The organism is Clostridium sp. KNHs205 (assembly GCF_000702945.1).
Classification (GTDB): Bacteria; Bacillota; Clostridia; order Lachnospirales; family Lachnospiraceae; genus Anaerocolumna.
Genome location: NZ_JNLE01000003.1, coordinates 4026260 through 4050262 on the forward strand (window position 1 = coordinate 4026260; position 24003 = coordinate 4050262).

Here is a 24003-nt window from a genome sequence, read left to right on the forward strand (position 1 = left end):
TCCCTATCTTAACTTTTCAATTACCACCAGGCAGGTACTGTCAGGAAGCTTTGCTGTATTTCTGTTTATATCATAAAATTCAATTTTCTGAGACAGTGCTATGGTATATCCCTCTTGCAGAAAATGTTTTTGAACAATTATCTTCGCTTTATCACCAAGGACCTTTGTAATAAAATTTTCAAAACCCAAGGGTGTAAAATATCCAAACTGCTCATTCACTTCATGAATATAAGATTTTTCTCCCCAGGTATAAGTAAAAAGAAACTCCATTGCATCATTTACAGGAAGTATTACTTCATTATGTCCGATGACTTTATAACTAATATCTCTGCCCTTAAAATCCTCTGCATAACGCTTTAAGAATTCCATTCCGTCCTTTGATAAAAAACGTATAATACGCTGTTCCTCAGCTTCTTCTGTCATTATTCCATCACGTATTATAATTCTGCCTCCGGTTTTTAGTACATCAAAGGCACTTATAAAAGCCGCTGCAAGGGTATCGTAGTTAAACTTCTTTCCCTCGTATTCAATATATGAGAAGAGCTCATGGAGTATGGAACAAAAGATTATGGTATCCACACTGTTCTTCTCCATATACTGGCTTAGATTCAGTGCATCTCCATACATAACCTCCCATTTCTTACCTTCCAACTGCTTCTTACGTTTTAGATTATCCAGTACGTTCTGGGCAATATCAATTCCTATCACCTGTTTATCCGGTGCATTTACCTCAATCAGATCCATTAAGGCACCGCCACCGGGACCAATATCAATGATTTTATCACCTTTCAGATATTCTAAGATTATTTTCTTATAATCAATACTCTGGTTCATGGTGCTTAAATAGGTTTCTTCCTCATAGAATCTGTCATATTTATCTTTTCTTAAACCAAAGAGATCGAAGAGAAGTATTATTGCACTTTCATAAAGGACATCGGCCTTCTCCGCCTCCACACAGAATTCAATCAGCTTCTCTCCTGCCGGAGAATATTCAAAGGTAAAGAAAAGGGTATCATCCAGTTCCTTATAAAGGCTTACTCTGTGAGAAACATGGGGACTGTCCCGGTATTTTTCCAGAAGAATCTCTTCAAGCGTCATACCTGACAGATAATGCTCCAGTATGCGTTTTTTGTATATATTAATACGCTTCTTACCCTCATGCTGGTAATAGATATCTTTCATAAGGGGTTCAAAGCTGATGTGTTTAACAGAATCCTTTAATTCTTTGCCGGTAAGGAGAAAGATCTTTATGAATTCCTCCAGAGTAAAGTCATACAGTGCACTTTCGACAAACCATAAGTCCCTGTTATTAAGCAATTTCTCAAGAGCAGTTAATACCTCATTCTCCTTCGTCAGGTTATCATAGGCTGCTGTAAAGTCCTCACCGTTTAGCACTGATGTCTTTCTAAGACGTTTCAACCGTTCACGTATATTATAATCATCTTCAAGATCACCTGCTGTGATACGGTTTATAGCCGCAACTGCCTCTGCTTCAATTTGCTCCCAAAGTTCAGTATCTACTGCTGATATGATACAGTGGTTCAGGGTTGTTAAAATAAGGGTCAGCTCCTCTTTAGTTACAAACCTTCTGTCAATCAACTCAGTCAAAGGTTTATTCTCTTTAAGAGAAACTTCTCCTCTGATGTACTGCCCAATCAACCCATGAGTGCTTATAAGAGTATAAATTATATGTTTTTCTCTTTCTTCTGCTTTTCCATCTTTTAGATATATTTCCGCTGAGCCTTTGTTGTGGACAAAGAGGTTTATACCCTGTTTCAGCCAGCGTCTGCGAAAGTAATCCGTACCACCCTTTGCAACTTCAGACCAGATAAGTACCTCTTCAACCAGGGAAGATATATACTCAGGTACCTTAAGGTTATCCAGTATATAAAGCGTACGTTCTACATAATCGCAAATATAACTGCTGCTTTTTTCTTCCATGGAATGCAGCCTTTCCAGATTAATATTCTCCTGAGCAGTAACTGCCAGATACATCAGCCATCTGGCTTCCCGCAGAACCTGCCTTTCACCGCTTCTTAACCTCTCAATTAATTCATGGGATTGCAGTTTTTTTCCTTCGTCTTTCATAATATACCCTTTCGTAAGTAACCCTGGATTCTATACCTCATAAACTGTTGCTGAAAAACCGCCTTTTGTTTATTCATCAGAACCTATTCCTGAATATCCAGGCTAATATTCCGTACCACTTCTACTCCATTTATTATCATATTGTATAGTGCCATCAATTGAACCAGATCTCCATTATGGCTTCCAAGATCATAGGTTTCTACCAGGTCTATGGGAACCAGCACTCTTGCTTTCTTATTCTCTTTGTTAAACCAGCACTTTAAGGTTACGGCAAATTGTTGAATACAGATATCAGTACAGTCTCCGACTATAATAAATGTATCAATTATCTGTCTTTCGGATAACCATTTTTGGAATTCCTCTTCCAGAAAACCATTGGTAGAGTTCTTATGAATCAATTGATATCCGCCTGCCTGCTGCAATTCAGTTACAACTTCAGCTTCACTGGTTCCCATTAAACAATGTACTGGATAGGATTCAAATTCCGGTGAAGCCTCACTATGACTATCTGCAAATGCCAAAATCTCAAACCCCTTATCTATACTTTCCTGCTGAAGCTTCACCACTTCCTTTAATATACTTTCCACTCTGGCGCTTTGCAGGGCTCCCTCTCTGGTAAAACCATTAATAAGATCAACCATAATCAGAGCGGTCTTATCTGACTGTAATTCCTGTAAGGATATGCTTTTAGCAGAATACAGCATATCATAGATTTCATTTAAAGTTTTTTGACTGTCTTTCAGTAATTTTTCCTTTGCTGCAAGTGTCATAATTACCTGCCTTTCTGCGCAATGGTCTGCGCCTGTGATTAATCAATATCTGTTAAACTGATAAAGTTTTGAGGGTCTGTGGCCTGCATCTGTCCGGTATTTCTCTGTTTCCAGTACCATATCTGCTATCTTTCTTCTGAAATTAGCTTTTAATAATTCTTTATCCAGCAGCACTTCATAAACCTGCTGCAATTCCGTAAGAGTAAAATATTCCGGCATTAAATGAAAGGCGATATCCGTGTATAAAACCTTATTGCGCAGCCTATCTATGGCATATGCAATAATCTTGCCATGATCAAATGCAAGGCCATTGGATTCCGTAAGTCTTCTTTCGGTATGGATGGTGCCTTTACCTATTGTTTTCGTAATCTCATAACCGGCAGACAGAATTTCCTGCTCACCTGTAAGTATAAGTTTATAAGTTTGCTTCAGTTTATATCCATTTTCATATTTCTCTTTCTTTTCTTCCTTAAGTTTAAGCTCTGCACTGAACCAGGCTGCATTTGCAGCGTCATCCGAAGCCTTAGGCACCAGGGATTTACTGTCTGTTAACGCCATGTAAGAAGTACTGATTACTCTGGTTCTTGCATCTCTTCCAACATCTCCCCAGGTATAGAGCTGTTCCAGGTAAATATCTTTGAGTCCCGTCTCTTCCTCCAGCTCTCTTAATGCAGCATCTTCAAGATTCTCTTCCATACCCACAAAACCTCCTGGTAATGCCCATTTACCAAGATGCGGATGCTCACCCCTTTGAATAAGTAACAGGCTAAGGGTCTTCTCCGGAAGTTTCCTGTAATTATTCTTTTCCTGCTCCCTTATAGTAAAAATAAGCATATCCACGGTAACAGAAGGTCTTTCATATTTTGCGGGATTATATCCTGCCAGAAATTCTTCTTCCGTTAATCCTCTTTTATCTCTGGGCAATTCCTGGTTTAAATTTTGATTCTTCATGGCTGTTACCATCCTTGTTTTTTCTTTGTATCTATGTATTTCTTTGAGGCTTTGTATTTTCTTTGAATCGTTTAATTTTAAATGATGTATTTTATATAATGATGTATTTCTCGAATGATGTATTTTCTTCGAATAATGTATACTTATTGCTATTAAGAATTTTTTACATTTTCCATATATATCTCAATGTTTGTTATTATCTTTTTGATATTATCATTATGCTGCTATACTATTGCTTTGTCAATAAATTCTTAATTTTTTACTTTCATTAAATTATCAAAGAGCTTAAATTTCATTAATTAATTGAATTTATAACGTTCTTTTGTTTTTCTATATGTTTTTCTATATGTTTTTCTATATGTTTTTTATAATTTTATTCCAACTATTATATTTGAACTACTATTAATTATTTTATCTGTAACCCTCCTTAAATACAATTCTCAACTTTATAACCAAAATCTGATATACGCATAAAATAATTAATAATTTTAAAATCTGTTACCCAGGTCCTACTTTATATTATTTTATTATTGAAAATAATAATCTGCAGGTTTTCAGAGAAGGAATTATATGGCAGAAAAGCTGATTTTTGATTATATAATCATCGGAGGCGGAACAGCCGGAGGTGTTCTTGCAAAGAAATTAACAGATAGTTATACCAATTCCGTACTGGTTCTTGAAGCCGGTCAGAATCGCAGCAGCGAGTTAAGCAGCGCTTCCATAGCTGATGCCTCCCTTAATTCATCCAATAACAGGTATTCCTTTCAAATCCTGACCAATTCAGAAGAACAATTAAACAGATCACTGCTTCTTTCCGGAGGCAGGGTTATAGGTGGCAGTTCAGAAACCAACTCTATGTTTGCCGTTCGGGGCAGTCAGGGACTTTTTGACAGATGGGAAGCAATAACGGGTGCTCCCTGGGGTTACAGGGAGGTATATCAGCTTTTCATGGAAAATGAGACTTATGATGGCTTAAGTCAGACACCTGAACTCAGAGGTTATGATGGGCCAATAAAGATAAGGCAGCAGAATATTCCTGATAAAAGTATAAATCAGATATTGGCACAAGCAGTCTCAACCGTTTATGAAGTGCCGGTTGTTGAAGATTATAATACCGGAATCGGAGGCTGCGCTTTTACAAAAACACAATTTACACAAAGTTGGATGAACCATGAATATCTTCGTTCTTCTACAGCTACAGGGTATTTAAATGCTACAGTTGTTACTCAGGGAGATCTGGTACTACCAGATGAATACGGAATGTATTCAAGACGTCTTGTGATATTTACAAAAACAACCGTTAATCGGATACTATTTCAGGTTAAGTTTAAGATACCAACTGCTTGTGGTGTGGAATATATAAGAAATGGGATTACCCAAAGAGCTTACGCAAGAAAGGGTGTTATATTAAGTGCCGGAATCTTTTCTTCCGTAATATTGCAGCGTTCCGGTATCGGAGCCAGAGAAGAACTGGAAGCTGCAGGTGTTACAACCGTCGTTGATAACCCTAACGTAGGACGTAATTTTATGTCACACTTTGACGCAAGTATGGGAATTGAAATTAATACAGATCGTCTTTTATCCATTATGGACGCGGATCCGGATATGCCCATATCTTTAGGGGCATTTGCAGAAGATTCAGAGGGATCACGCCGTTTACAGCTTATCGGCATTGCGACCTCAGTTTTTTTACCAATACAAGAGGTTTTGACAAATCACTGGCGGTTTGACAGGGATAAATCTTCTAATATTATGAGCCTGCTATTAATCGACTTAAATGCTTCCAGCAGAGGGTTTATGACTATTAATACCAGTGATCCCACAGCTTATCCAACAGTCAGCCTGAATCCATTGACAACTGCAGATGATCTGGAATTCATGGTGGATCAATTTATAAAGGTAAGTAAAATCTTTGACCTTGCCAAAGAAATAGACCCGGAGGGCATATACCGTATTGTTTATCCCCCGGAAAATATTTTCACCATAGCCGATCGGGAAGAAAAGCGCCGGATTCTGTCCTCCTATATAAAAGCCAGTTATTCTGCTGCCTATCATTACGGCGGACAGTGCAGAATGGCAGTCGACAGTACAGAAGGTGTAACCGATGGTTACCTTAATGTCTTTGGAACTGCTAATCTAAAAGTTGCAGACCTTTCGGTCTCTCCTATTCTGCCGGATGGAAATACCGCTGTGCCTTCACAGATGATAGCTTTAAATGCAGCACGCTTTCTTCAATCGGAAACAGCTTATGTATTTTCAGATAATGAATTTGAAACAGAACAATGTGGTTACTAATCCTATCTCATTTAAGTTCTAAATTAGGATTGCTGTCATATGCCGAACCAATCTCACACATATATTCCAGAACATCAGCAAATAGGTCAAATAAAGCTTTCAAAAGCTCAATATCCCTAATTTCACCGGCTACACTGAAATATAACTCATCCACCCCTTCTGGAAAATCCTCACCAAACCAGCCTTCATCCTCCTTTACTTCCAGACAGAATCTTGGCTGCAATTCAATGAGTTTTTGTATGCTGGTCTTAGAAAAAAGTTCCCTTACTTTATCTTCATGATTTCCTTTGATTATGTATTCCGTATCAAATTCAGGAAAGCCGGTTTCTATATCCTGCATTCCCAACCGCTTACCCAATTCACTGAAAAAACCTGATTTGTAAATCTTAAACCATATACCATCTTTGTTCACATAGGGAGCTCTCATACGTGTATAGGTAACGGTGGTTTTTCCGGTGGAAACAGTATAGGTATCCAAAGTGATGGTCCATTCCTTAACACGGGCCATCACTTTGTTCTTTCCAAAAAATCCTTCATCTACATAATCCGCACCTATCAAACGGCTTAACTCACTCCAGACTTCCTTTCGTCCCGGTCCGAAAATACCTCTTACAAATCCCATTTTCTTTCCTCCTCTTCTCTTTATGTATTTATAAATGAATTTATATCTAGTATATCAGTATTTTCCTATCATTTCCACCCTTTATTGCAGCAGTTCCATTCTCTCACCTACCACCTGCCAGTCAATATTCTCCATAAATCGATTGATATATTCTACCTTATTGTCAGCATACTGTAGAAAATAAGCATGCTCATACATATCTAATACCAGTAAAGGAATTGACATTGACATATTTCCATAATCATGTGCATCCAAGCTGTCATTACGAAATGAATCTGATCTTGGGTCATAACAAAGAATAGCCCAGCCTCTGCTTGATTTCGCCGTAGCAACAAACTGTGCCATCCAGTTATCAAAGCTTCCGTAATCTCTGGAAAGCATACGCCGCACCTGTTCATTGGGTGTATTATTTAAAGAACCGATATTTTCAAAATATAGTTCATGAAGGATTACACCATTTAATGCAAATGTTTCTCCTCTTTTAATCCCCCGGAATTCACTGTAAGTAGAATTCGCTTCATCAATACCAGTATCCGCCTGTAACAGTGCGTCTATCTCATTGATTTTATTGATATAACCTTCATATAATCTCATATGTACGTCAAACTGTTCCCTGTTAATCACAGTTACATCATCGGAATACTCAAAATTTACTTTTACAATTTCCATTTTGAACCTCCTGCCTCATTCATAAACTCAATTATAGCTTTATAACTAAATATACGCAGTGATTACGGAAATAGTATAACAATCTTATGACAAAAGGACTTCTACTACATTTTTATAATTGCTCATCGCAGGTATTCTCTGCCCAGTAATGCATATTGGTGTGGCTTGTTTTGGGTCTGGTCAGAACATGCCGGCGTCTTTCTTCTTTCTATTGTTGATAAAATCCTGAGTTCATCTTAAACTTAAAACAGGACTTTTATTATCAGATAAATTATTGTATTTCATAAATTATAACAAAGTTAGTGACAAAAAATGAAAAAAGATATATAATCTAATTAAAATTATTTTTAAATAGAATTAATTAAATCGAGTAAAGGATCGAGGTGGTTTCTTGGGTTTGCATGAAATTTTCAGCGCATTGTCAGAACCCGTCAGAAGAGATATACTGAAGCTGCTTAAGAAAGAAAAATTATCGGCTGGTGAAATTGCTGAGAATTTGAATCTGACACCTGCTGCACTCTCCTATCATTTGAAAAAATTGAAGACAGCTGACTTAATTTATGAGACAAAATACAAGAATTTTATTTATTATGAACTGGATGCCACCATATTAGATGAGATCATTATGTGGTTTACTGACTTAAAGGAGGAACAACATGAATAAACTGAGAAAATTATATTATATATTAATGTTTCTGCCCCTTGTCTATACAATAATCTGCCTGTTCTTTCTTCCTGACATCATACCGGTACATTATAACGGTGCCAATAAAGTCGACCGTATGGGGAGTAAATTTGAAATTTTGATAATTCCATTCATTATTATAACTTTTGGTTATTTTATGCTGATTCTCGGAAGATCTTCCAGCAAAAAAGAGGAAAAAGTCAATAATAATAACGAAAGAGTAACTATAATCACCGGTATTTGCTCACTTGTAATCTTTCATATTATTAACATATTTATGCTTTACAGTGCCTTCAATTCAGTTGAGAATTTAAAGGAACTGCCTGTTGATCTTTTTAAGTTATTGTTTGCAGTTTTCGGATTGATTTTCGTGGTTATTGGTAATTATATGCCAAAATGCAAAATGAACAGTATAGTGGGCTTAAGGACCGTTTGGAGTATGAAGAACGAAAAGACCTGGAAAGAGTCTCAGAGATTTGGGGGTATTTCATTTATTATTATGGGTATTGTTATGACTGTTGGAAATCTGTTATTTTTTTCAGACGTTTCAAGTCTCATCTTTTCTATGATCCTAATAGGTATCGATCTGATTTTTAGCATTATTATATCATACAATGCTGCGAAAAAATACGCATAAGCAAATCTTAATGATAGCTAAGCCGAGACTTTGGGAAATTACACTTAATATTACTTAATAACCCAGTTTAGATTAACATAACGCCACCTATATCTTCCTGCATTGCCTACAGATGATAAGAATATTGGAGTATAGATAACATAATACCAGCTATATAAATTGATACTTCACCAAGTATCTAAAAACAGTCAGCAAGACATGTAAGCAAATACCTGGTGAAGTTAATACAAAAAACTCAACTATACTACTACTATAACTCTTAATCCACTGGTTGCAATAACAGTCAATTTTCAGTAAATTATAGTGATCCCGACATTTTTGTTATTAAAACAACCCCGTAATAACCCCAGCCTCATTTACATCGATTCCTTCTGCAGCAGGTACAAAAGGTAATCCAGGCATTGTCATAACGGTTCCGGTTATAGCAACTACAAATCCTGCACCAGCTGATAAATATACTTCACGGATATTTATGTTAAAGCCCTCCGGTCTTCCAAGTTTTGTAGCATCGTCGGATAAGGAATACTGATTCTTAGCCATACAGACAGGTACCTCTCCATAACCCATTTCTTCTATTTTCTTAAGCATCTTCTCTGCCTGAGGATCATAAGTTACTGTGCCTGCACCATAGATGTTTTTGGCAATTGCTTCAATTTTACCCTTTAACGGCTGATTAAGAGTATATAAAGGTTTAAACTCACTCTCCCTGGTATTCAGTATTTCTATAACCTTATCTGCAAGTGCAAGTCCACCTTCTCCTCCCTTTTCCCATACTTCTGAAAGTGCGAAATCACAGCCTCTTTCTAAACAGAAATCCTTAACATACTGAAGTTCTTCATCAGAATCAGAAGAGAAACGGTTTAGGGTTACTACAACAGGAACTCCGAATTTCTTGAGATTTTCCATATGTTTTTCAAGATTTACAATACCGTTTTTAAGAGCGCTTAAATCAGGATTACTGAGGTATTTCTTATCTACACCGCCGTTATATTTTAAGGCGCGAACGGTTGCAACCAGAACTGCTGCATCCGGCTTAAGTCCTGCACTGACACATTTGATGTCAAAGAATTTTTCTGCTCCGAGATCTGCACCAAAACCAGCCTCTGTTACTACAATATCAGCCAGTTTTAAAGCAGTTTTTGTAGCCCTTACGCTGTTACAGCCATGTGCGATATTGGCAAAAGGTCCTCCATGAACAATTGCAGGGGTATTCTCAAGTGTCTGAATCAAATTAGGTTTAATGGCATCCTTTAGAAGAGCTGCCATAGCTCCAACTGCTTTTAATTCTCCTGCTGTAACAGGCTGTCCTTCATAGGTATAACCCACAATAATTCTGGAAAGCCTTGCCTTTAAATCGTCCATATCATCTGCCAGACATAAAATCGCCATGATTTCTGAGGCTACGGTTATAACAAAGTGATCCTCTCTAACCACACCATCTGTCTTCTTGCCAAGTCCAACAACAATATTACGAAGAACACGGTCATTGATATCAAGACACCGCTTCCATACTATCTGGTTTGGATCAAGATTTAAAGCATTTCCCTGATGAATATGATTATCCATCATAGCTGCCAGCAGATTATTGGCTGAGGTTATGGCATGAAAATCTCCCGTAAAATGAAGGTTTAAGTCCTCCATGGGTACTACCTGCGCATAACCGCCGCCGGCAGCTCCACCCTTTACACCAAAGCAGGGTCCAAGAGAAGGCTCCCTTAAGGCAATTACAGCTTTTTTATTTCGTTTAACCAGAGCTTGTCCTAAACCTACGGAAGTTGTAGTCTTTCCTTCACCTGCAGGTGTAGGATTAATCGCAGTAACAAGTACAAGTTTACCGTCTTTGTTATTTTTGATCTTATTCCAAAGTTCATCGGAAAATTTTGCTTTGTATTTACCATAGTAATCCAGTTCGTCATCTGCTATATCCAATAAGCCAGCCACTTCTCTTATGTGCTTTAACTCTGCCTGTTGTGCAATCTCAATATCTGTTAACATAAATCCTCCATTTCTTATACGCCCTAACCGCCCTTCGCACTTTATCGCGCTTAAACCATAAGTGGCAATTGCATTTTATTTCCACACCGGCTTCCATTGCAAGCTGTATCTGCCCGCAGATGTAACACTGCCACAAAGCAAGGTGTAGATTATGTTTTATTAACTACTCTCAATGCTTCTATTATAACAAATTCATAATGAAATAAAAGAGGTTAATTCATTATAATTCCAAAGTCCTTTTATTAATATATTTGTTTTGACCATACTCTAAAAAAGGGTTATAATATTTAATTATTTACCAAGGAGGCAAAGGTAATGACAGATACTATATTATTTGATCTGGACGGAACCCTGTTAAATACCTTAGAGGATATTGCTGACGGCGTTAATTATGCTTTAAGAAAATTAAATTTTCCGGAAAGAACATTGGATGAAATAAAATATTTTATAGGTAATGGAGTTGTAAAGCTCATTGACAGAGCAGTTCCTTCCGATACTACAGAAGAAGATAAAGCAGCCTGCCTGGCTCTGAATAAGGAGTACTATTCCGCTCATGTTAATTCCAAGACACAACCATATGAAGGTATCATGCCTTTATTAAAGGATTTAAAAGAAAAAGGCTATAAAGTAGCTGTTATTTCTAACAAATATGACAGTGCTGTAAAAGACTTATGCAAACTTTATTTCTCTGATTATGTCACCGTTGCTGTCGGTAACCGTGCAGGTGTACCTACAAAACCTGCTCCTGACTCTGTCTTTACAGCACTTAAGGAATTAGGTTCAACACAGTCACAGGCAGTTTTTGTAGGCGACTCTGATGTCGATGTTCATACCGGTCATAATGCAGGTCTTAAATGCATCGGTGTATCCTGGGGTTTCAGAGGACGGGAATTTCTTGAAAAGGAAGGGGCTGATACAATTATTGATCACCCGAAAGAATTCCTTACTGCCCTTGAAAATTTGTAATATATTCCTTAAATTCTATGACCCCGGAAATGTAAAACTACTTATGCTGGTTAAGTTAGCTGGTTAAATAACAAGTCAGATTCAACACCCAAAGTAGTTTTACATAGATTCAGGGATTCAGACGATTTATATCTCTGGGAAACAGAGCCGCTTCTCTGACATTTGTCTTATTTAAAAGGCTCATAGTAAATCGTTCCACTCCCATACCCAAACCACCATGAGGAGGAATCCCGTATTTGTGCAGCATCAGATAACCTTCAAAAGCTTCCGGATTCATCTCTCTTTTCTTAAGCTTCTCAATCTGTGTCTTGTAATCGTGAATACGCTGTCCGCCGGTCGTTACCTCTATGCCGCGAAATAGTAAGTCAAAACTTTTGGTTACTTCTGGTGCACCCTCCTCTTCCATTGCATAAAAAGGTCTTTTTGCAGTAGGATAATGAGTAACGAATACAAATTCACTGCCATTATTTTCTTTAACAAGCTGGCATAAGAGCTTTTCTTCTTCAGGCTCGAAATCATAATAATCCTTAATTTCTCTTCCATACTCTTTCTTTATCCAATCCTTCGCTTCATGGAAGGTTATAGAGGGTATGCTCTTTATAACAGGGAGTTCCACCTTAAGAATTTCCAGCTCCTCTTTGTAGTGGATCGCAAGATAATTCATAACGCTTTGCAGCATGGCAGTTTCTGTTTCCATGATTTCCTCAAAGTTATTGATATATCCCATTTCCAGGTCAAGTCCCATATATTCGTTCAAATGCCTTGCAGTATCATGCTTCTCAGCTCTGTAAACTGCACCGATCTCAAACACTCTGTCATAAACGCCCACCATCATCTGCTTATAAGCCTGAGGGCTCTGTGCCAGATAAGCATCTCTGCCGAAGTAGTCCAGTTTAAACATATTGGCACCGCCTTCAACGCCGGAATAGACAATCTTTGGACTGTGTATCTCTGTAAACTTCTGTGCCATTAAGAACTCTCTTGCACCTGCCAGAAAACCTTCCTGTAGCTTAAACACCGCCCTTTCTTTCTGATTTCTCAGAGTAAAGGGCCGATAATCCAGCCTGGTTTCCAGTGAAGCTTTTAGTTCTTTGTTATTTATTACAACAGGAGGCTCAGCCGCAGGCAGTGACAATATTTCAAGTTCCGTAATGTCAATCTCAAAGCCTGAATGAGCTCTTTCTTCCTTTCGTACAAGTCCCGTAACCTTTACACAGGCATTCTCACATAAATCCGTATAAATTCCTTCCTTTGTCTCCATAATACCCTGAATCAGATTTCTTGCTGTACGGATTATAATAAATGAAAAACCGCTCATTTTACGAATTTTATAGACAGAGCCAGTAAAACTTACAGTCTCTCCTAGTTTTTTCTGTAATTCTTTTTCCTCTATTAATTGATTGATTTTGCCGTTTATATTCTTCATATGAAACCCTTTCGTGAAAATTATTTTAATTTATGATTATATATACCACAATCCATAGCATAAAATAGTTATTTATTCCTCATTAATATCATACCTTCTTATTGTACCTTTTTGTGCATTCTTTTAACGTTTCTATTTGCACACTTTCTATTTTCACTTTTTAATAGCACTTCCTTTTTTATTTTTAATAGCACTTCCTTTTTCGCTTTTTATTTGCACTTCCTTTTTCACTTTTTATTTGCACTTCCTTTTTCGCTTTTTATTTGCACTTCCTTTTTCACTTTTTATTTGCACTTCCTTTTTCGCTTTTTATTTGCACTTCCTTTTTCGCTTTTTATTTGCACTTCCTTTTTCGCTTTTTGTATTTGTACCCATGACCGTGGACACTTTATTTAGTGAAGACCTGTCTTTCAGACACCCTTGTATAATGTACTTTCTTTTTCACTTTTTATTTGTACTTTCTTATTGCACATTCTTTTTACTGGAAGGAATGGTCAACTATCCAAATACGAATTTTGCTATATATACGTGAATATATGTTTTATACTTATCATATCACTTTTTTCTAGTACACATTTCTAACTATTATTCTCTGAAATTGTTCTTTTAGGAATATTAAAACACAGGTCTCTTCTTTCTTAATTCCTGTATAATCTCCTACAGCATAATCTATATGCTGCATGCTATCACCCCCTTAAAAAAAATGCCACCCAGGTATTTTAGTATAAAAATACCCGGGTGGCATATATTAAGATATCATAAATGAATCCTGCTACCGTGGGTACAAGCGAAACAAGCGCTTATACCCACGGTCACTTGACCATAGCTATAAGCGCTGCATATCATCGTCCCTATTCAGTAAGGTAAGCATTAAAGGATTCATCTTCATTCACAGTTGTATCGGATAATACCCGTACAATTTTCCCCTGTCATAAGTGTTATAAATTGTTGAAATATTAACACAGGATATTTACAATGTCAAGTAATTCTTTTAAAGAATTACCGCCTTTACGTTCTGTATAAACTTCTGCTATCTAAAGAGACATCAGAGGTTTCAATAAGCACAATTAGTACTACATTGTACATTTATATTATTTGTACCCCCGCTATTTAAAATGTAATAAATGAGGATACACAAGGCAGTATCAGTAGTTTATAAATTTTATATTATATCTTTATTTTTAAGATTTTAAGGTTTAGGTCTAAGGTTATAGGGTTTAGGTTTACGTTTTAAGGTTTACATTTTAAGTTTTAGGTTTTAAGTTTTAGGTTATTGGTTTTAGATTTTAGATTTTAAGTTATAGATTTTAATAATAGGTTTTAAGGCTTTGATTTATTTTTTCCAGATTTTAGAAGATTAAAATGTCATACATCCCGTTCCCATATGAATGCAGGCAAGTTGTACCAACCAGAAAGAACGAATGCGCCTATGGAAAGGTATTAGAAGTCCTTTTTCTCTGGATAATTTATGCTATGATATACAACAGATTGTTTGAGCGAAGCGAGTTATCTGTTGTATATCATGTCAAGCATAAATTATCCAGAGAATTAGGACTTCTTATACCTTGAAATCGAAGCATGCGTTTTTCTGGTTGGTACAACTTGCCGTCCCCTTGCGAAAACCTGGTTGGTACAACTTGCCGTCCCCTTGTGAAAACCTGCTTTTTACAACCTTTTTTACAACCTACCCATAACAAACAAAAGATATCTTCTTACCAGGTTTATATCCGTACAATGATATAGCATTCTGGCTCCCACTACATCCTCTATTTCATTAAAGATCAGTTCCCCTTCATCACCAATAAGAAAATCAATACCTACCATACCGAATTCGAAATGATCAATGATCTTACGAATCGTAATTATTTCATCCCTTGATAGTTCATATTCTCTGACATTGCCGCCAAGAGAAAAATTTGCCCGAAACCCATCATTCGACGTGCGTAGAATAGCAGCAATTATCTCTTTTCCTATGACATAAACCCGCAGATCCTGTTGTCTGCCGGAAACAAATGGCTGCATCACACAATCCTCATATCCTATGCCGGCAAGAATCTCCTCACGTGCAGTTTCTGAGGGTCTTATCTCTTTATAGGGATCCGGCATTACAGGCGAACACTTTGGCAGGGAGAGGTATACCTGGCTTCCTCCATGTCCGCTTACAGTTTTAATAACCGTTGGCTCTATGATATTCTCTAATCTCTTGCCAATCGCAGCGTTTTCTACAAAAGTAGTATCAATAATTGGAATCGAAAGCCCGGCAACACTTTGATATGTTTTAGCTTTATCATTGCAGATACGAGCAATTTCTGATGAATTAAAAACAGGAATTAAAAGGTTTTCAAGTTGCCTGCTCAATAGTGGGTAAATAGTTCTTACAATAGCAAAGTCAGGTTTACTACAATCTTTGCCGTCATATCGGATAAACCAGGAATTATTTCTAATGCCTACTTCTATGTTCTCACGAAACATAAGTTCAATATTAATCCCCAGGTTCTTCCCTTCTGCTCTATAAAATTCTATGTATCCCTTATTCTTTTCTGCATCCTTTTGTCCATAGATTAGCCACCCAGTCATAATAACCTCTTTCTATCCTGTTCCTATGCTTACACAGTACCAGAGAGTCCGAAGATTCATTGTACCATTATTTCTTCGCACCTTACTTTGCAGGTACTCTGGGATGATACTATGCGAAGCATGTAGTACCATAAGCTGAAAAATCAAACCTTATTATATCTCATAAAAGTTCAACGATTGTAACGTCCTGTGGCACATACAGGTTACAGCCATACCCCAGTTAAAAACAGTCTTTCAATTTCTAAAATCAACTTCCGAACCTTTTAATAGTATATGTTCCAGAATAGCATCGGCAGCATTTACTCCGGTGCATTCATATATATTCTTAAAATGTGCATTGGAATTTACCTCACAAACAAGTGTCTCACCGTTATTACCAAATAAGAGGTCCACACCTGCAAAGTCAAGTCCCAGTGTCCTACAGCATAAAAGCGCCAGGTCCTCCTGTGCTTTTGTAGGGGTATAGGGTTTCATTTTTCCGCCTGCCGTTATATTTGCACGAAAATCTCCCTGATCAGAATACCGGTACATAGAAGCGATGACTTTATCTCCTACTACCTGGAGTCTTAAATCTCTTCCTCTGCTGTTCTCTATGAATTCCTGAAATAACATAGGTTTACCACCAATTTTCTTGGTGATTTCAAGCAATTCCTCTCTGTTACCGGCCAGATAAACCTGTTGGCCAAAGGAGCCGAAACATTCTTTTACCACACAGGGATACCCTATAACAGCTTCTGCCTGTTTGAGAAAATCCAGATTAGTATAACCAATATTTTCATAAGTCATAGGCGCTATCAGCGTTTTAGGCATAGGAACACCCACTCGTTCCAATGCCATATGTGTCAGGCTCTTATCATCACTTAAAGCTATGGCATCTGCTGAATTAAAAAGCTTAAAGCCCTTCCCTTCAAGAAATTTACCAAGTCTGATATCTTTGTCCCAGAATAGTACAAAATCCAATCCCTTCAAATCTTCAGGTTCGGAATCACCGCCAAGAAGTATGGGAATTTCCGCATTTGTCTTGAGCTTAAGCTCGATTAAATATTTCCTGGCACTTTCCGTAAACCATTCATGAATCACAGAAAATTTGGAATTATTAAGATACTCATTGGTTATGAGACAGCCCTTTATAGAACTTTTAGTAGTATTCGTCCACATATTGTTCAAATTCCTCCAGGGACATTAGAATCTTTCTGGGTTTGGTACCTTCTTCAGGTCCCACCACACCGGCTTCTGCCAGCTGATCCATGATTCTTGCCGCCCTGTTAAAGCCAATCTTATATACTCTCTGAAGCATACCGATTGAGGCTTTATCTTTATCTATTATAAATTTACCGGCTTCAATGAAATAATCATCCCTTTCACTGCCGCCGCCAGCTCCACCGGCTGATTCCGTTACCTGTGCATTAGCAATCTTATCTGCCACATCTTCGTTATATGTAGCTCCGCTGTTTTCCTCTGTGAGGAAACGAACAACTTCACTTACCTCTTTATCGGAGATGAAGGCTCCCTGTACCCGGACCGGCTTCGGATAACCGGAAGGGAAGAATAGCATATCACCTTTACCAAGAAGCTTTTCAGCACCGGCACCATCTATAATAGTTCTGGAGTCAATAGCTGAGGATACAGAAAATGCTATTCTTGATGGGATATTAGCCTTAATAAGACCGGTAATGACATTTACGGAAGGTCTCTGGGTCGCAATAATCAGATGGAGTCCCGCAGCACGTGCCATCTGTGCCAAACGGCAGATGGCATCTTCTACTTCACCGGGTGCTACCATCATAAGGTCTGCAAGCTCGTCTACAATTATGACAATCTGGGGAAGCTTCTGATATTTTTCATCCTGATATTCTTCCACCTGAGCGACCTTTTCATTATATCCCTTAACATCTCTTACACCCAGATCGGCAAATTTCTTATAACGCTCCGTCATCTCCATTACCGCCCAGTTAAGTGCAGCCGAAGCTTTCTTCGGGTCGGTAACAACCGGTATAAGCAGATGTGGTATACCATTGTAGACACTTAATTCTACTACCTTGGGATCAACCATGATCATCTTCACGTCTGAGGGTTTTGCTTTATATAAAATACTCATAATCAAGGTATTTATACATACCGATTTACCGGAGCCGGTGGCACCTGCTATTAATAGGTGAGGCATTTTGCCTATATCTGTTACTATTGTCTGTCCGCCTATATCCTTACCAACTGCAAAAGCAATATCAGAAGGATGTTCCTTAAAGTCTTTTGTATCTAATAATTCCCTGAACAAAACTGTAGAATTATCTTTATTGGGTACTTCAATACCAACCGCTGCCTTACCGGGAATAGGTGCTTCAATACGAATATCTGCTGCCGCAAGATTGAGCTTGATATCATCTGCCAGTCCGGTTATTCGGCTTACCTTAACCCCCTGCTCGGGAAGAAGTTCATATCTTGTAACTGATGGACCGCAGCTTACATTCGTAACCTTAACACCAACTCCAAAACTCTCCAGGGTACTTTGCAGTTTTGCAGCTGTTTCCTTTAAATCTTTTTCTGACATGCCTTTGGCATTGCCTTTTGGCCTGGCTAGCAGGTCCAAAGGCGGAAATACATATGCTTTCTCCGGTACCTGTTGATTTCGGCTCATTTCATCAGACAGACCTGATAAATCTTCTTCTCCCTGTAATGCCTGCTTTTCTGCAACAGGTTTTGGAGGCTCGACTTCTGTTATATTATCAGTAAATACTTCCTGTGTATCTGCTGCATAGGTTTCCGTATTGAAATCCCCGTCAGCAGCCTGTCCGATTATAACTGGTTCATTCACTGTTTCTGTTTCTTTTTCTTCTTTTATCTCTGTGGTACTATCATCCATATAAGCACTTATATCAAAGGTATCCAGGTAATCCGGTTCTTGTGCACGCCCAGTCTCTTCCGGTTCTTTATTGATTTCCGGAGAAGTCATGCCGCTTATGGTAAAATCATTTTTCTCTTCTTTCAGGATAAAGCCCATGTCAGCCTGCTGAATGGGAAAATCATTGATACTAACCGGTGTAATCTCCTGCATTTCAACCACTTCTTTATTCTGATCGGCATTCTTTTTCTTCCGGCCCTGCTTTTGTTTGGAAACAGAAGCTCCCTCATCCTCTTTCATCCCTTGGACTGCCTCTTCATTAACCTCATTCTGAGCTTTATCTTTCGCAAAGGATATGATTCTTGCTTTTCTTTTCGGTTCAGGTGCTTCTTCCTCTTCTTCGTAGTCTGCTTCAGAAGCTGCCTCCTGCCTTAAACGTTTCATTTCCTTCATCTGCATAAGTGCAGCTTCGCTTTTTGCACCTAAAGGTTTAAATATGGACTTACCTGTAAATATTACAATCAGAACCACCATAATCCCAAAAAGAACCACATAGGAGCCAACAGCCCCAAACAGCGGATAGAATAAACTTAACAGTAATCCGCCAATCAGACCTCCTCCATTTTTCTCATGATAGGATATCCGGTAGATTTCGGTTAAAGTCATATTCTCCCCATTACCGGTAGTTAGCTTTAGCAGTTGAAGAATCGCTGCCAACACTACTGTTATGGATATGCTTGTTATGAGTTTTACACTGGCAGTCCGGTTTCCTCTGTTGGCTATTCCGAATGCAACGGAGAAAAATAAAAAGAACGGCAGTAAATATGCCAGAAAGCCAAACATTCCGAAGGTAAAACTATTAATCCATTTACCCACAATACCACTCAGATCAAAATTGCTTAAAATCAGAAGCAGTGATAATACAAGGCTTGATACCAGTGCTATTTCATCTTTATACATATCCTTTACAGGATCTTTTCTTTTACTTTTATGTACATTTCTGCTGTTTGCAGCCTTCTTCCTGGTTGCGGTACTTTTCGACCTGTTCCCGGATCTTTGACCGGAAGAATTTTTTCTAGTATTTTTTTCGGCAGCCAAAACTACCCCTCCCTAAACTCAAAAAATAGACCCGGAAGAATTGAGTATTAAACTGCTCTTCCTGAGCCCTTGACAGCCTGCCTGAAGGACATGCTCAGACAATCCACGGATTATCCAATAAATGCCCTTTCAGGAAAATTCATAAAATTATTATACCCTTTAACAACCTTTGTTGCAAGGAAAATTATTACCCGGAGTATACTCCGTCTTTAGATAATCCTCCATATCGGTAGACTGAATTCCTTCTATGATATAGCTGTCCCCTTCTCGCCTGGTATAAACTTTACCATGTTCTACAGCAAAATCAGACCTTTCTACAGCAGTCGACTCATTCTCGCTATTACCATCATTTTTACCGGTATTTAATACAGACTGTGTTCTACTTGTGTAGATTCTTTCCAGCGGTGTTACCGAATAAATCAAATTTCTTCACCTCTTCCTGACATTTCATATAATTTCTTTAATGCCTCCTTAATGCCTCCTACTTCATCAATAATTCCCTTATCCACGGTCTCCGGCCCAATTAATATTGATCCTACATCTTTTGCTAACTGGCTGGTATTATGCATCAGCTGTTTTAAGTCTTCTTTTTCGATTTTAGAATGAGTTGATACAAAATTCAGTATTCTGTCCTGAATCTTTTCAAAATAGTCATAGGTCTGAGACACCCCGATTACTGTCCCATTCATACGAACGGGATGGATGATCATGGTTGCTGTAGGTACTATAAAACTATATTGGGCTGAAACAGCAAGAGGTACGCCTATGGAATGACTTCCTCCAAGCACCAGGGATACCGTTGGCTTACTTAAGGAAGCTATCATTTCTGCAATAGCAAGTCCTGCTTCTACATCCCCGCCTACTGTATTTATCAGAATCAATAATCCATCTATATCCGCACTGTCTTCTATAGCGGCCAGCTGGGGTAATACATGTTCATATTTTGTAGTTTTATTATGCTGAGGCAGGCATTCATGTCCTTCTATCTCTCCAATTACAGACAGCAGATGAATTTTTGATTTTCTCTTTTCATTGACGAGGGTTGTCTGACCAAACTCTCTGATCTTACCGTCATCTAATTCCTCTTTCTCTTTTTGTTCCTTCTCTTTCTCTATTTTAGATTCGTTCTTTTCCATTGGTATCTCCTTGCTTTGTTTTTATTAATTCTAGGTAAAATAATTAAGTGATAAAATCACGATATATCTAATATTCCCAATTCTATAAAGAAATATAATGCTCTGGCACAACAAAAAAGATTAACCGCTATTCATAACGATTAATCTTTTTGTTCTTCGAATTTTAAAAATAAGTTATAATTTATATCCCAGATTGTTCACCGAGTCATTCATAATGGTGTTTACTACACGTTGATTTTACTCATATGTATAATCCAAATTATTATATGATTTCTATACTAATCTATATAATTTCTATATTAATCTCTATGATTTCTTTACTAATCTCTATAATTTCTTTACTAATCTCTATAATTTCAGTACTAATCTGAGGTTTCATTTTTTATTTTAAATAGCTTTGATAATCTTAAGAAGGTCAGCCGGTTTCTGACATAGGGTGCTAAACGAATAGTAATCGGCAGCAATTTCTCTTCAAGTGAAATTTCCTTCATTTCTTTTTTGCAGCCTGCAGCAGATAAAAGTTTTAACAGTTCTGACTCCGAAGGCAGCTGATCTAACACGCCTGCAATCGAAGGCAGCTGGCTGTTTAATTTATCACTGTCAACCAGAGCAAGCGGATCAGGTGTATTTTCTTCCAGTATTCCTTCATAAAGCTCCTTTTTCCCAAAGGTTTCCTGAAGCACCTCAAGCTCCATTCCTTTATAAGGAATCACTTTGCAAATGCCATTTTTGATTGCATTCTTTATTTTATGATAGGTATGTACTACGATCATCAGACCTATGGAAACTTTTTCTCCATGATAGGCATCTAAAGGTCCATTTATTACTTCCATCTCCCAAAGGTGAGATATATGGTGTTCCGCACCGGAAGCCGGTCTTGAATTACCGATCATCTGCATGGCTATACCGGATAATAACAGAGCATACATAAGCTGTTCATATGCTCTTAAAGTCTTATCTTCCTCGAGGCTTCCTCTTAAATCTTCAATACAGCTGCAGACCTCTTTGAGAGCAGTCATTTCAAGTTCACATACACGGTGGCAGATATACTCTCCGGTTACCATATGGGATATCTCCCAGTCAGTAAGTGCGGTGTATTTTCCCAATAAGTCAGAAATTCCGGACGCAGTCAGGCGGTAAGGTGCTTTTGAAAAAATTCTGGTATCTGCAATCACTAACTCCGGTGATACACCGGGCATAGTTTTCTTCAAGCCATTCCAGGTCATGGCAGATACGGTGGATACAAAACCGTCTACGCTGGCTGCAGTAGGAACAGATACAAAGTTTAAGCCGTAATCCTTTGACAGATATCTGCTAATATCATGTATGGTGCCAGAACCTACTGCTATAATCAACTTTGTATTTGGGGAAATCTTAAGTCCTTTCTCTGCCAGTGCCACTCCGTGATTGTCAGCGTGCAGCTCCTTAGCCGGCAATATAATCATATTACAGCCAGGCAGCAACTTCTCGACAGCTTCTCCAGCTGCCTGATATGTATTAGTATCACAGATTACGGATATGTCTGCATAAGCTCCTGTATAAATCTTTCTTAATTTCTCGGGAAGTTTCTTTAACGCATTTTCTTCTACCAGAATCTCTTTCACGAATATTTCATGACTTCTGCCACAGCTGCAGGCCCCATGAAAGTTACTGACATCTATTTGCACAACAAATCCTCCTTTAGATCCAAGCTGGAATAACAGCACTTCTGTTTTTATTATATTAGGAATCATAAATCCTGTTCCTATAAAATACAATATTACAGCGTTATTTACAATTAATTCACATATAAACCCGTTAAAGATATCCTATGAATTGGGGCATATCAGGCTTTCACCCCTATCAAATAAATATCCGCTTAGATATCTATCCAATAGGGGCTTCAGCATATAACTATTATAAATGTAATTGTATTCATCTTATTATTGTTTTGCAGTTAATCCCTTAAGGTCGACGCCTTCCAGATTACCTACCAGGGAAATGCTGATACTTTCTTTCTTTAGATACTTTACCGCAAACTCCCTTACCTGGTCAATAGTTACACTATTAACTTTTTCAATAATTTCTTCCAGCGGTATTACATATCCTCTAAACAGCATAGCCTTACCATTACTGTTCATTCTGTTTTTGGCGGTCTCATCCCCCATAATAAGCTCAGTCTTAATCTGCTCCTTGCACATGGCAAGTTCCTCTTCTGTAATACCTTTTTCTTTAATATCCTCTACAATCTGAAAGACATTATCAATGACAGGCTTTAACTGAGATGGGTTCATAGCTCCATATACCTGGAAAAGTCCGGCCTTGGAATAAGAACTACCATAAGAGTAAATGGTATAGGTAAGTCCCAGATTCTCACGTATTTCCTGAAATAATCTGGAATTGATGCTTCCTCCAAAAACGGAATTGAGAACTGTCAGAATATATTTCTCTTCACCATCGGATACGATGGATTCATAGGCAATATTTAAATGCAGCTGTTCTACATCCTTTTCTTTTACATAGACTGTGGGCACATAACTGGGCGCTGTGGATGCTTCTGTTCTCTCACCTTCAGGAATTTTGCCAAAATTCTTTTCTAAAAGTTCTGTAATTTCTTCTTCTTTAAAATTTCCCGATACTGAAATTACAATATTCTGGCTTACGTAATGTTTTGCCATAAATGCCAGCACTTCATCCCTGGTAATATTTTTCACAGTTTCTTTTGACCCGGAAATCTGATAACCCAGGGGATGGTTGTCCCACACCTTCAATTGAAGCATCTCATGGACAAGGTCCTCCGGAGAATCATCATACATATCAATTTCTTCTATTATAACTCCCTTTTCTTTCTTTAAGGCTTTTTCATCAATCAGAGAATTATTCAGCATGTCCCCTAAAATATCTATGGCAACAGACAGGTGTTCATCCAGAGTGACTGCATAAAAGGAGGTGCACTCTTTACTGGTATAAGCGTTAATATCACCGCCAATTCTGGCCATTTCATCTGCAATCTGCTTGGCGTTTCTTGTTGTTGTTCCTTTAAAGAGCATATGTTCTATTATATGTGAAATTCCGTTATTTTTTTCATTTTCATTGGAGGACCCCACCTTAACCCATATTCCAAGAGCAGCGCTTCTAAGATAAGGCATTGTCTCCATTACAACTGTTATTCCATTGGATAATTTCCTGGTATTTACCATTCACTTCAACCTTTCTGATAATCAATAAAATTAATTGTATCATCATTACTGCTATTATACAACAGCGAAT

18 protein-coding genes are annotated in these 24003 nt (G+C 37.9%); 4 read left to right on the forward strand and 14 right to left on the reverse strand.

The features are described from left to right. Positions 1-3 precede the first annotated feature (3 nt). The 3 genes from BR73_RS0116635 to BR73_RS0116645 form a co-directional block, all read right to left on the reverse strand. Entirely contained in the window at positions 4-2088 is a 2085-nt protein-coding gene (locus BR73_RS0116635) for a class I SAM-dependent methyltransferase (protein ID WP_033166457.1), read from the reverse strand. Between the two features lie 83 nt (positions 2089-2171). Beyond that, positions 2172-2858, reverse strand: coding sequence for an isochorismatase family cysteine hydrolase (locus BR73_RS0116640; RefSeq protein ID WP_033166458.1), 687 nt, complete (start codon positions 2856-2858; stop codon positions 2172-2174). Between the two features lie 42 nt (positions 2859-2900). Further along, positions 2901-3809, reverse strand: coding sequence for an NUDIX domain-containing protein (locus BR73_RS0116645; RefSeq protein ID WP_051685261.1), 909 nt, complete (start codon positions 3807-3809; stop codon positions 2901-2903). A 570-nt stretch (positions 3810-4379) separates the two neighbouring features. Here BR73_RS0116645 and BR73_RS0116650 point away from each other — a divergent pair. Continuing rightward, positions 4380-6104: a GMC family oxidoreductase gene (locus BR73_RS0116650; RefSeq protein ID WP_033166460.1), complete on the forward strand. Its 1725-nt coding sequence runs from the start codon at positions 4380-4382 to the stop codon at positions 6102-6104. Between the two features lie 7 nt (positions 6105-6111). Here BR73_RS0116650 and BR73_RS0116655 read toward each other — a convergent pair whose 3' ends face one another. Beyond that, on the reverse strand, positions 6112-6726 hold the full coding sequence (locus BR73_RS0116655; RefSeq protein ID WP_033166461.1) for a hypothetical protein: 615 nt from the start codon (positions 6724-6726) through the stop codon (positions 6112-6114). A gap of 81 nt (positions 6727-6807) precedes the next feature. Next, on the reverse strand, positions 6808-7395 hold the full coding sequence (locus BR73_RS0116660; protein WP_033166462.1) for a Fe-Mn family superoxide dismutase: 588 nt from the start codon (positions 7393-7395) through the stop codon (positions 6808-6810). A 391-nt stretch (positions 7396-7786) separates the two neighbouring features. On the opposite strand from BR73_RS0116660, the gene BR73_RS0116665 reads away from it, so the two are divergent. Continuing rightward, positions 7787-8059 carry an autorepressor SdpR family transcription factor gene (locus BR73_RS0116665; protein ID WP_033166463.1) on the forward strand — a complete coding sequence of 91 codons (273 nt, stop codon included), beginning with the start codon at positions 7787-7789 and terminating at the stop codon, positions 8057-8059. Then, entirely contained in the window at positions 8052-8717 is a 666-nt protein-coding gene (locus BR73_RS0116670; protein ID WP_033166464.1) for an SdpI family protein, read from the forward strand. The genes BR73_RS0116665 and BR73_RS0116670 overlap by 8 nt, the downstream gene beginning before the upstream one ends. Positions 8718-9041: 324 nt before the next feature. Here BR73_RS0116670 and BR73_RS0116675 read toward each other — a convergent pair whose 3' ends face one another. Then, entirely contained in the window at positions 9042-10712 is a 1671-nt protein-coding gene (locus BR73_RS0116675; protein ID WP_033166465.1) for a formate--tetrahydrofolate ligase, read from the reverse strand. Positions 10713-11027: 315 nt separating this feature from the next. Between BR73_RS0116675 and BR73_RS0116680 the strand changes: the two genes are divergently transcribed. Then, complete coding sequence (locus BR73_RS0116680; RefSeq protein ID WP_033166466.1) at positions 11028-11678, forward strand: HAD family hydrolase; 651 nt, start codon at positions 11028-11030, stop codon at positions 11676-11678. Between the two features lie 109 nt (positions 11679-11787). Here BR73_RS0116680 and aspS read toward each other — a convergent pair whose 3' ends face one another. The 8 genes from aspS to BR73_RS0116720 form a co-directional block, all read right to left on the reverse strand. Further along, a complete protein-coding gene (gene aspS / locus BR73_RS0116685) occupies positions 11788-13104 on the reverse strand; it encodes an aspartate--tRNA(Asn) ligase (protein ID WP_033166467.1) in 1317 nt (438 codons plus the stop codon). A gap of 1677 nt (positions 13105-14781) precedes the next feature. Then, positions 14782-15681 (reverse strand): ATP-grasp domain-containing protein, encoded by a 900-nt coding sequence (locus BR73_RS0116690; protein WP_081848695.1) that lies wholly within the window; start codon positions 15679-15681, stop codon positions 14782-14784. A 234-nt stretch (positions 15682-15915) separates the two neighbouring features. After that, complete coding sequence (locus tag BR73_RS0116695; protein WP_033166469.1) at positions 15916-16839, reverse strand: RimK family alpha-L-glutamate ligase; 924 nt, start codon at positions 16837-16839, stop codon at positions 15916-15918. Further along, positions 16820-19480, reverse strand: coding sequence for a DNA translocase FtsK (locus tag BR73_RS0116700; RefSeq protein WP_081848785.1), 2661 nt, complete (start codon positions 19478-19480; stop codon positions 16820-16822). The genes BR73_RS0116695 and BR73_RS0116700 overlap by 20 nt, the downstream gene beginning before the upstream one ends. A 297-nt stretch (positions 19481-19777) precedes the next feature. Then, positions 19778-20041, reverse strand: a complete 264-nt coding sequence (locus BR73_RS0116705; protein ID WP_033166471.1) for a hypothetical protein — start codon at positions 20039-20041, stop codon at positions 19778-19780. Next, positions 20038-20754: an ATP-dependent Clp protease proteolytic subunit gene (locus BR73_RS0116710; protein WP_033166472.1), complete on the reverse strand. Its 717-nt coding sequence runs from the start codon at positions 20752-20754 to the stop codon at positions 20038-20040. The genes BR73_RS0116705 and BR73_RS0116710 overlap by 4 nt, the downstream gene beginning before the upstream one ends. 362 nt (positions 20755-21116) lie before the next feature. After that, entirely contained in the window at positions 21117-22421 is a 1305-nt protein-coding gene (locus tag BR73_RS0116715) for a sn-glycerol-1-phosphate dehydrogenase (RefSeq protein WP_033167546.1), read from the reverse strand. Between the two features lie 255 nt (positions 22422-22676). Beyond that, complete coding sequence (locus tag BR73_RS0116720; protein ID WP_033166473.1) at positions 22677-23933, reverse strand: pitrilysin family protein; 1257 nt, start codon at positions 23931-23933, stop codon at positions 22677-22679. Positions 23934-24003: the final 70 nt, after the last annotated feature.

Excerpts from the sequence above, each read along its gene's own strand:
- BR73_RS0116700 (WP_081848785.1), bottom strand. The coding sequence starts at position 19,480 with ATGTATAAAGATGAAATAGCACTGGTATCAAGCCTTGTATTATCACTG.
- BR73_RS0116675 (WP_033166465.1), bottom strand. The coding sequence starts at position 10,712 with ATGTTAACAGATATTGAGATTGCACAACAGGCAGAGTTAAAGCACATA.
- BR73_RS0116655 (WP_033166461.1), bottom strand. The coding sequence starts at position 6,726 with ATGGGATTTGTAAGAGGTATTTTCGGACCGGGACGAAAGGAAGTCTGG.
- BR73_RS0116690 (WP_081848695.1), bottom strand. The coding sequence starts at position 15,681 with ATGACTGGGTGGCTAATCTATGGACAAAAGGATGCAGAAAAGAATAAG.
- BR73_RS0116660 (WP_033166462.1), bottom strand. The coding sequence starts at position 7,395 with ATGGAAATTGTAAAAGTAAATTTTGAGTATTCCGATGATGTAACTGTG.
- aspS (WP_033166467.1), bottom strand. The coding sequence starts at position 13,104 with ATGAAGAATATAAACGGCAAAATCAATCAATTAATAGAGGAAAAAGAA.
- BR73_RS0116640 (WP_033166458.1), bottom strand. The coding sequence starts at position 2,858 with ATGACACTTGCAGCAAAGGAAAAATTACTGAAAGACAGTCAAAAAACT.
- BR73_RS0116645 (WP_051685261.1), bottom strand. The coding sequence starts at position 3,809 with ATGAAGAATCAAAATTTAAACCAGGAATTGCCCAGAGATAAAAGAGGA.
- BR73_RS0116710 (WP_033166472.1), bottom strand. The coding sequence starts at position 20,754 with ATGGAAAAGAACGAATCTAAAATAGAGAAAGAGAAGGAACAAAAAGAG.
- BR73_RS0116650 (WP_033166460.1), top strand. The coding sequence starts at position 4,380 with ATGGCAGAAAAGCTGATTTTTGATTATATAATCATCGGAGGCGGAACA.
- BR73_RS0116635 (WP_033166457.1), bottom strand. The coding sequence starts at position 2,088 with ATGAAAGACGAAGGAAAAAAACTGCAATCCCATGAATTAATTGAGAGG.
- BR73_RS0116670 (WP_033166464.1), top strand. The coding sequence starts at position 8,052 with ATGAATAAACTGAGAAAATTATATTATATATTAATGTTTCTGCCCCTT.
- BR73_RS0116680 (WP_033166466.1), top strand. The coding sequence starts at position 11,028 with ATGACAGATACTATATTATTTGATCTGGACGGAACCCTGTTAAATACC.
- BR73_RS0116695 (WP_033166469.1), bottom strand. The coding sequence starts at position 16,839 with ATGTGGACGAATACTACTAAAAGTTCTATAAAGGGCTGTCTCATAACC.
- BR73_RS0116720 (WP_033166473.1), bottom strand. The coding sequence starts at position 23,933 with ATGGTAAATACCAGGAAATTATCCAATGGAATAACAGTTGTAATGGAG.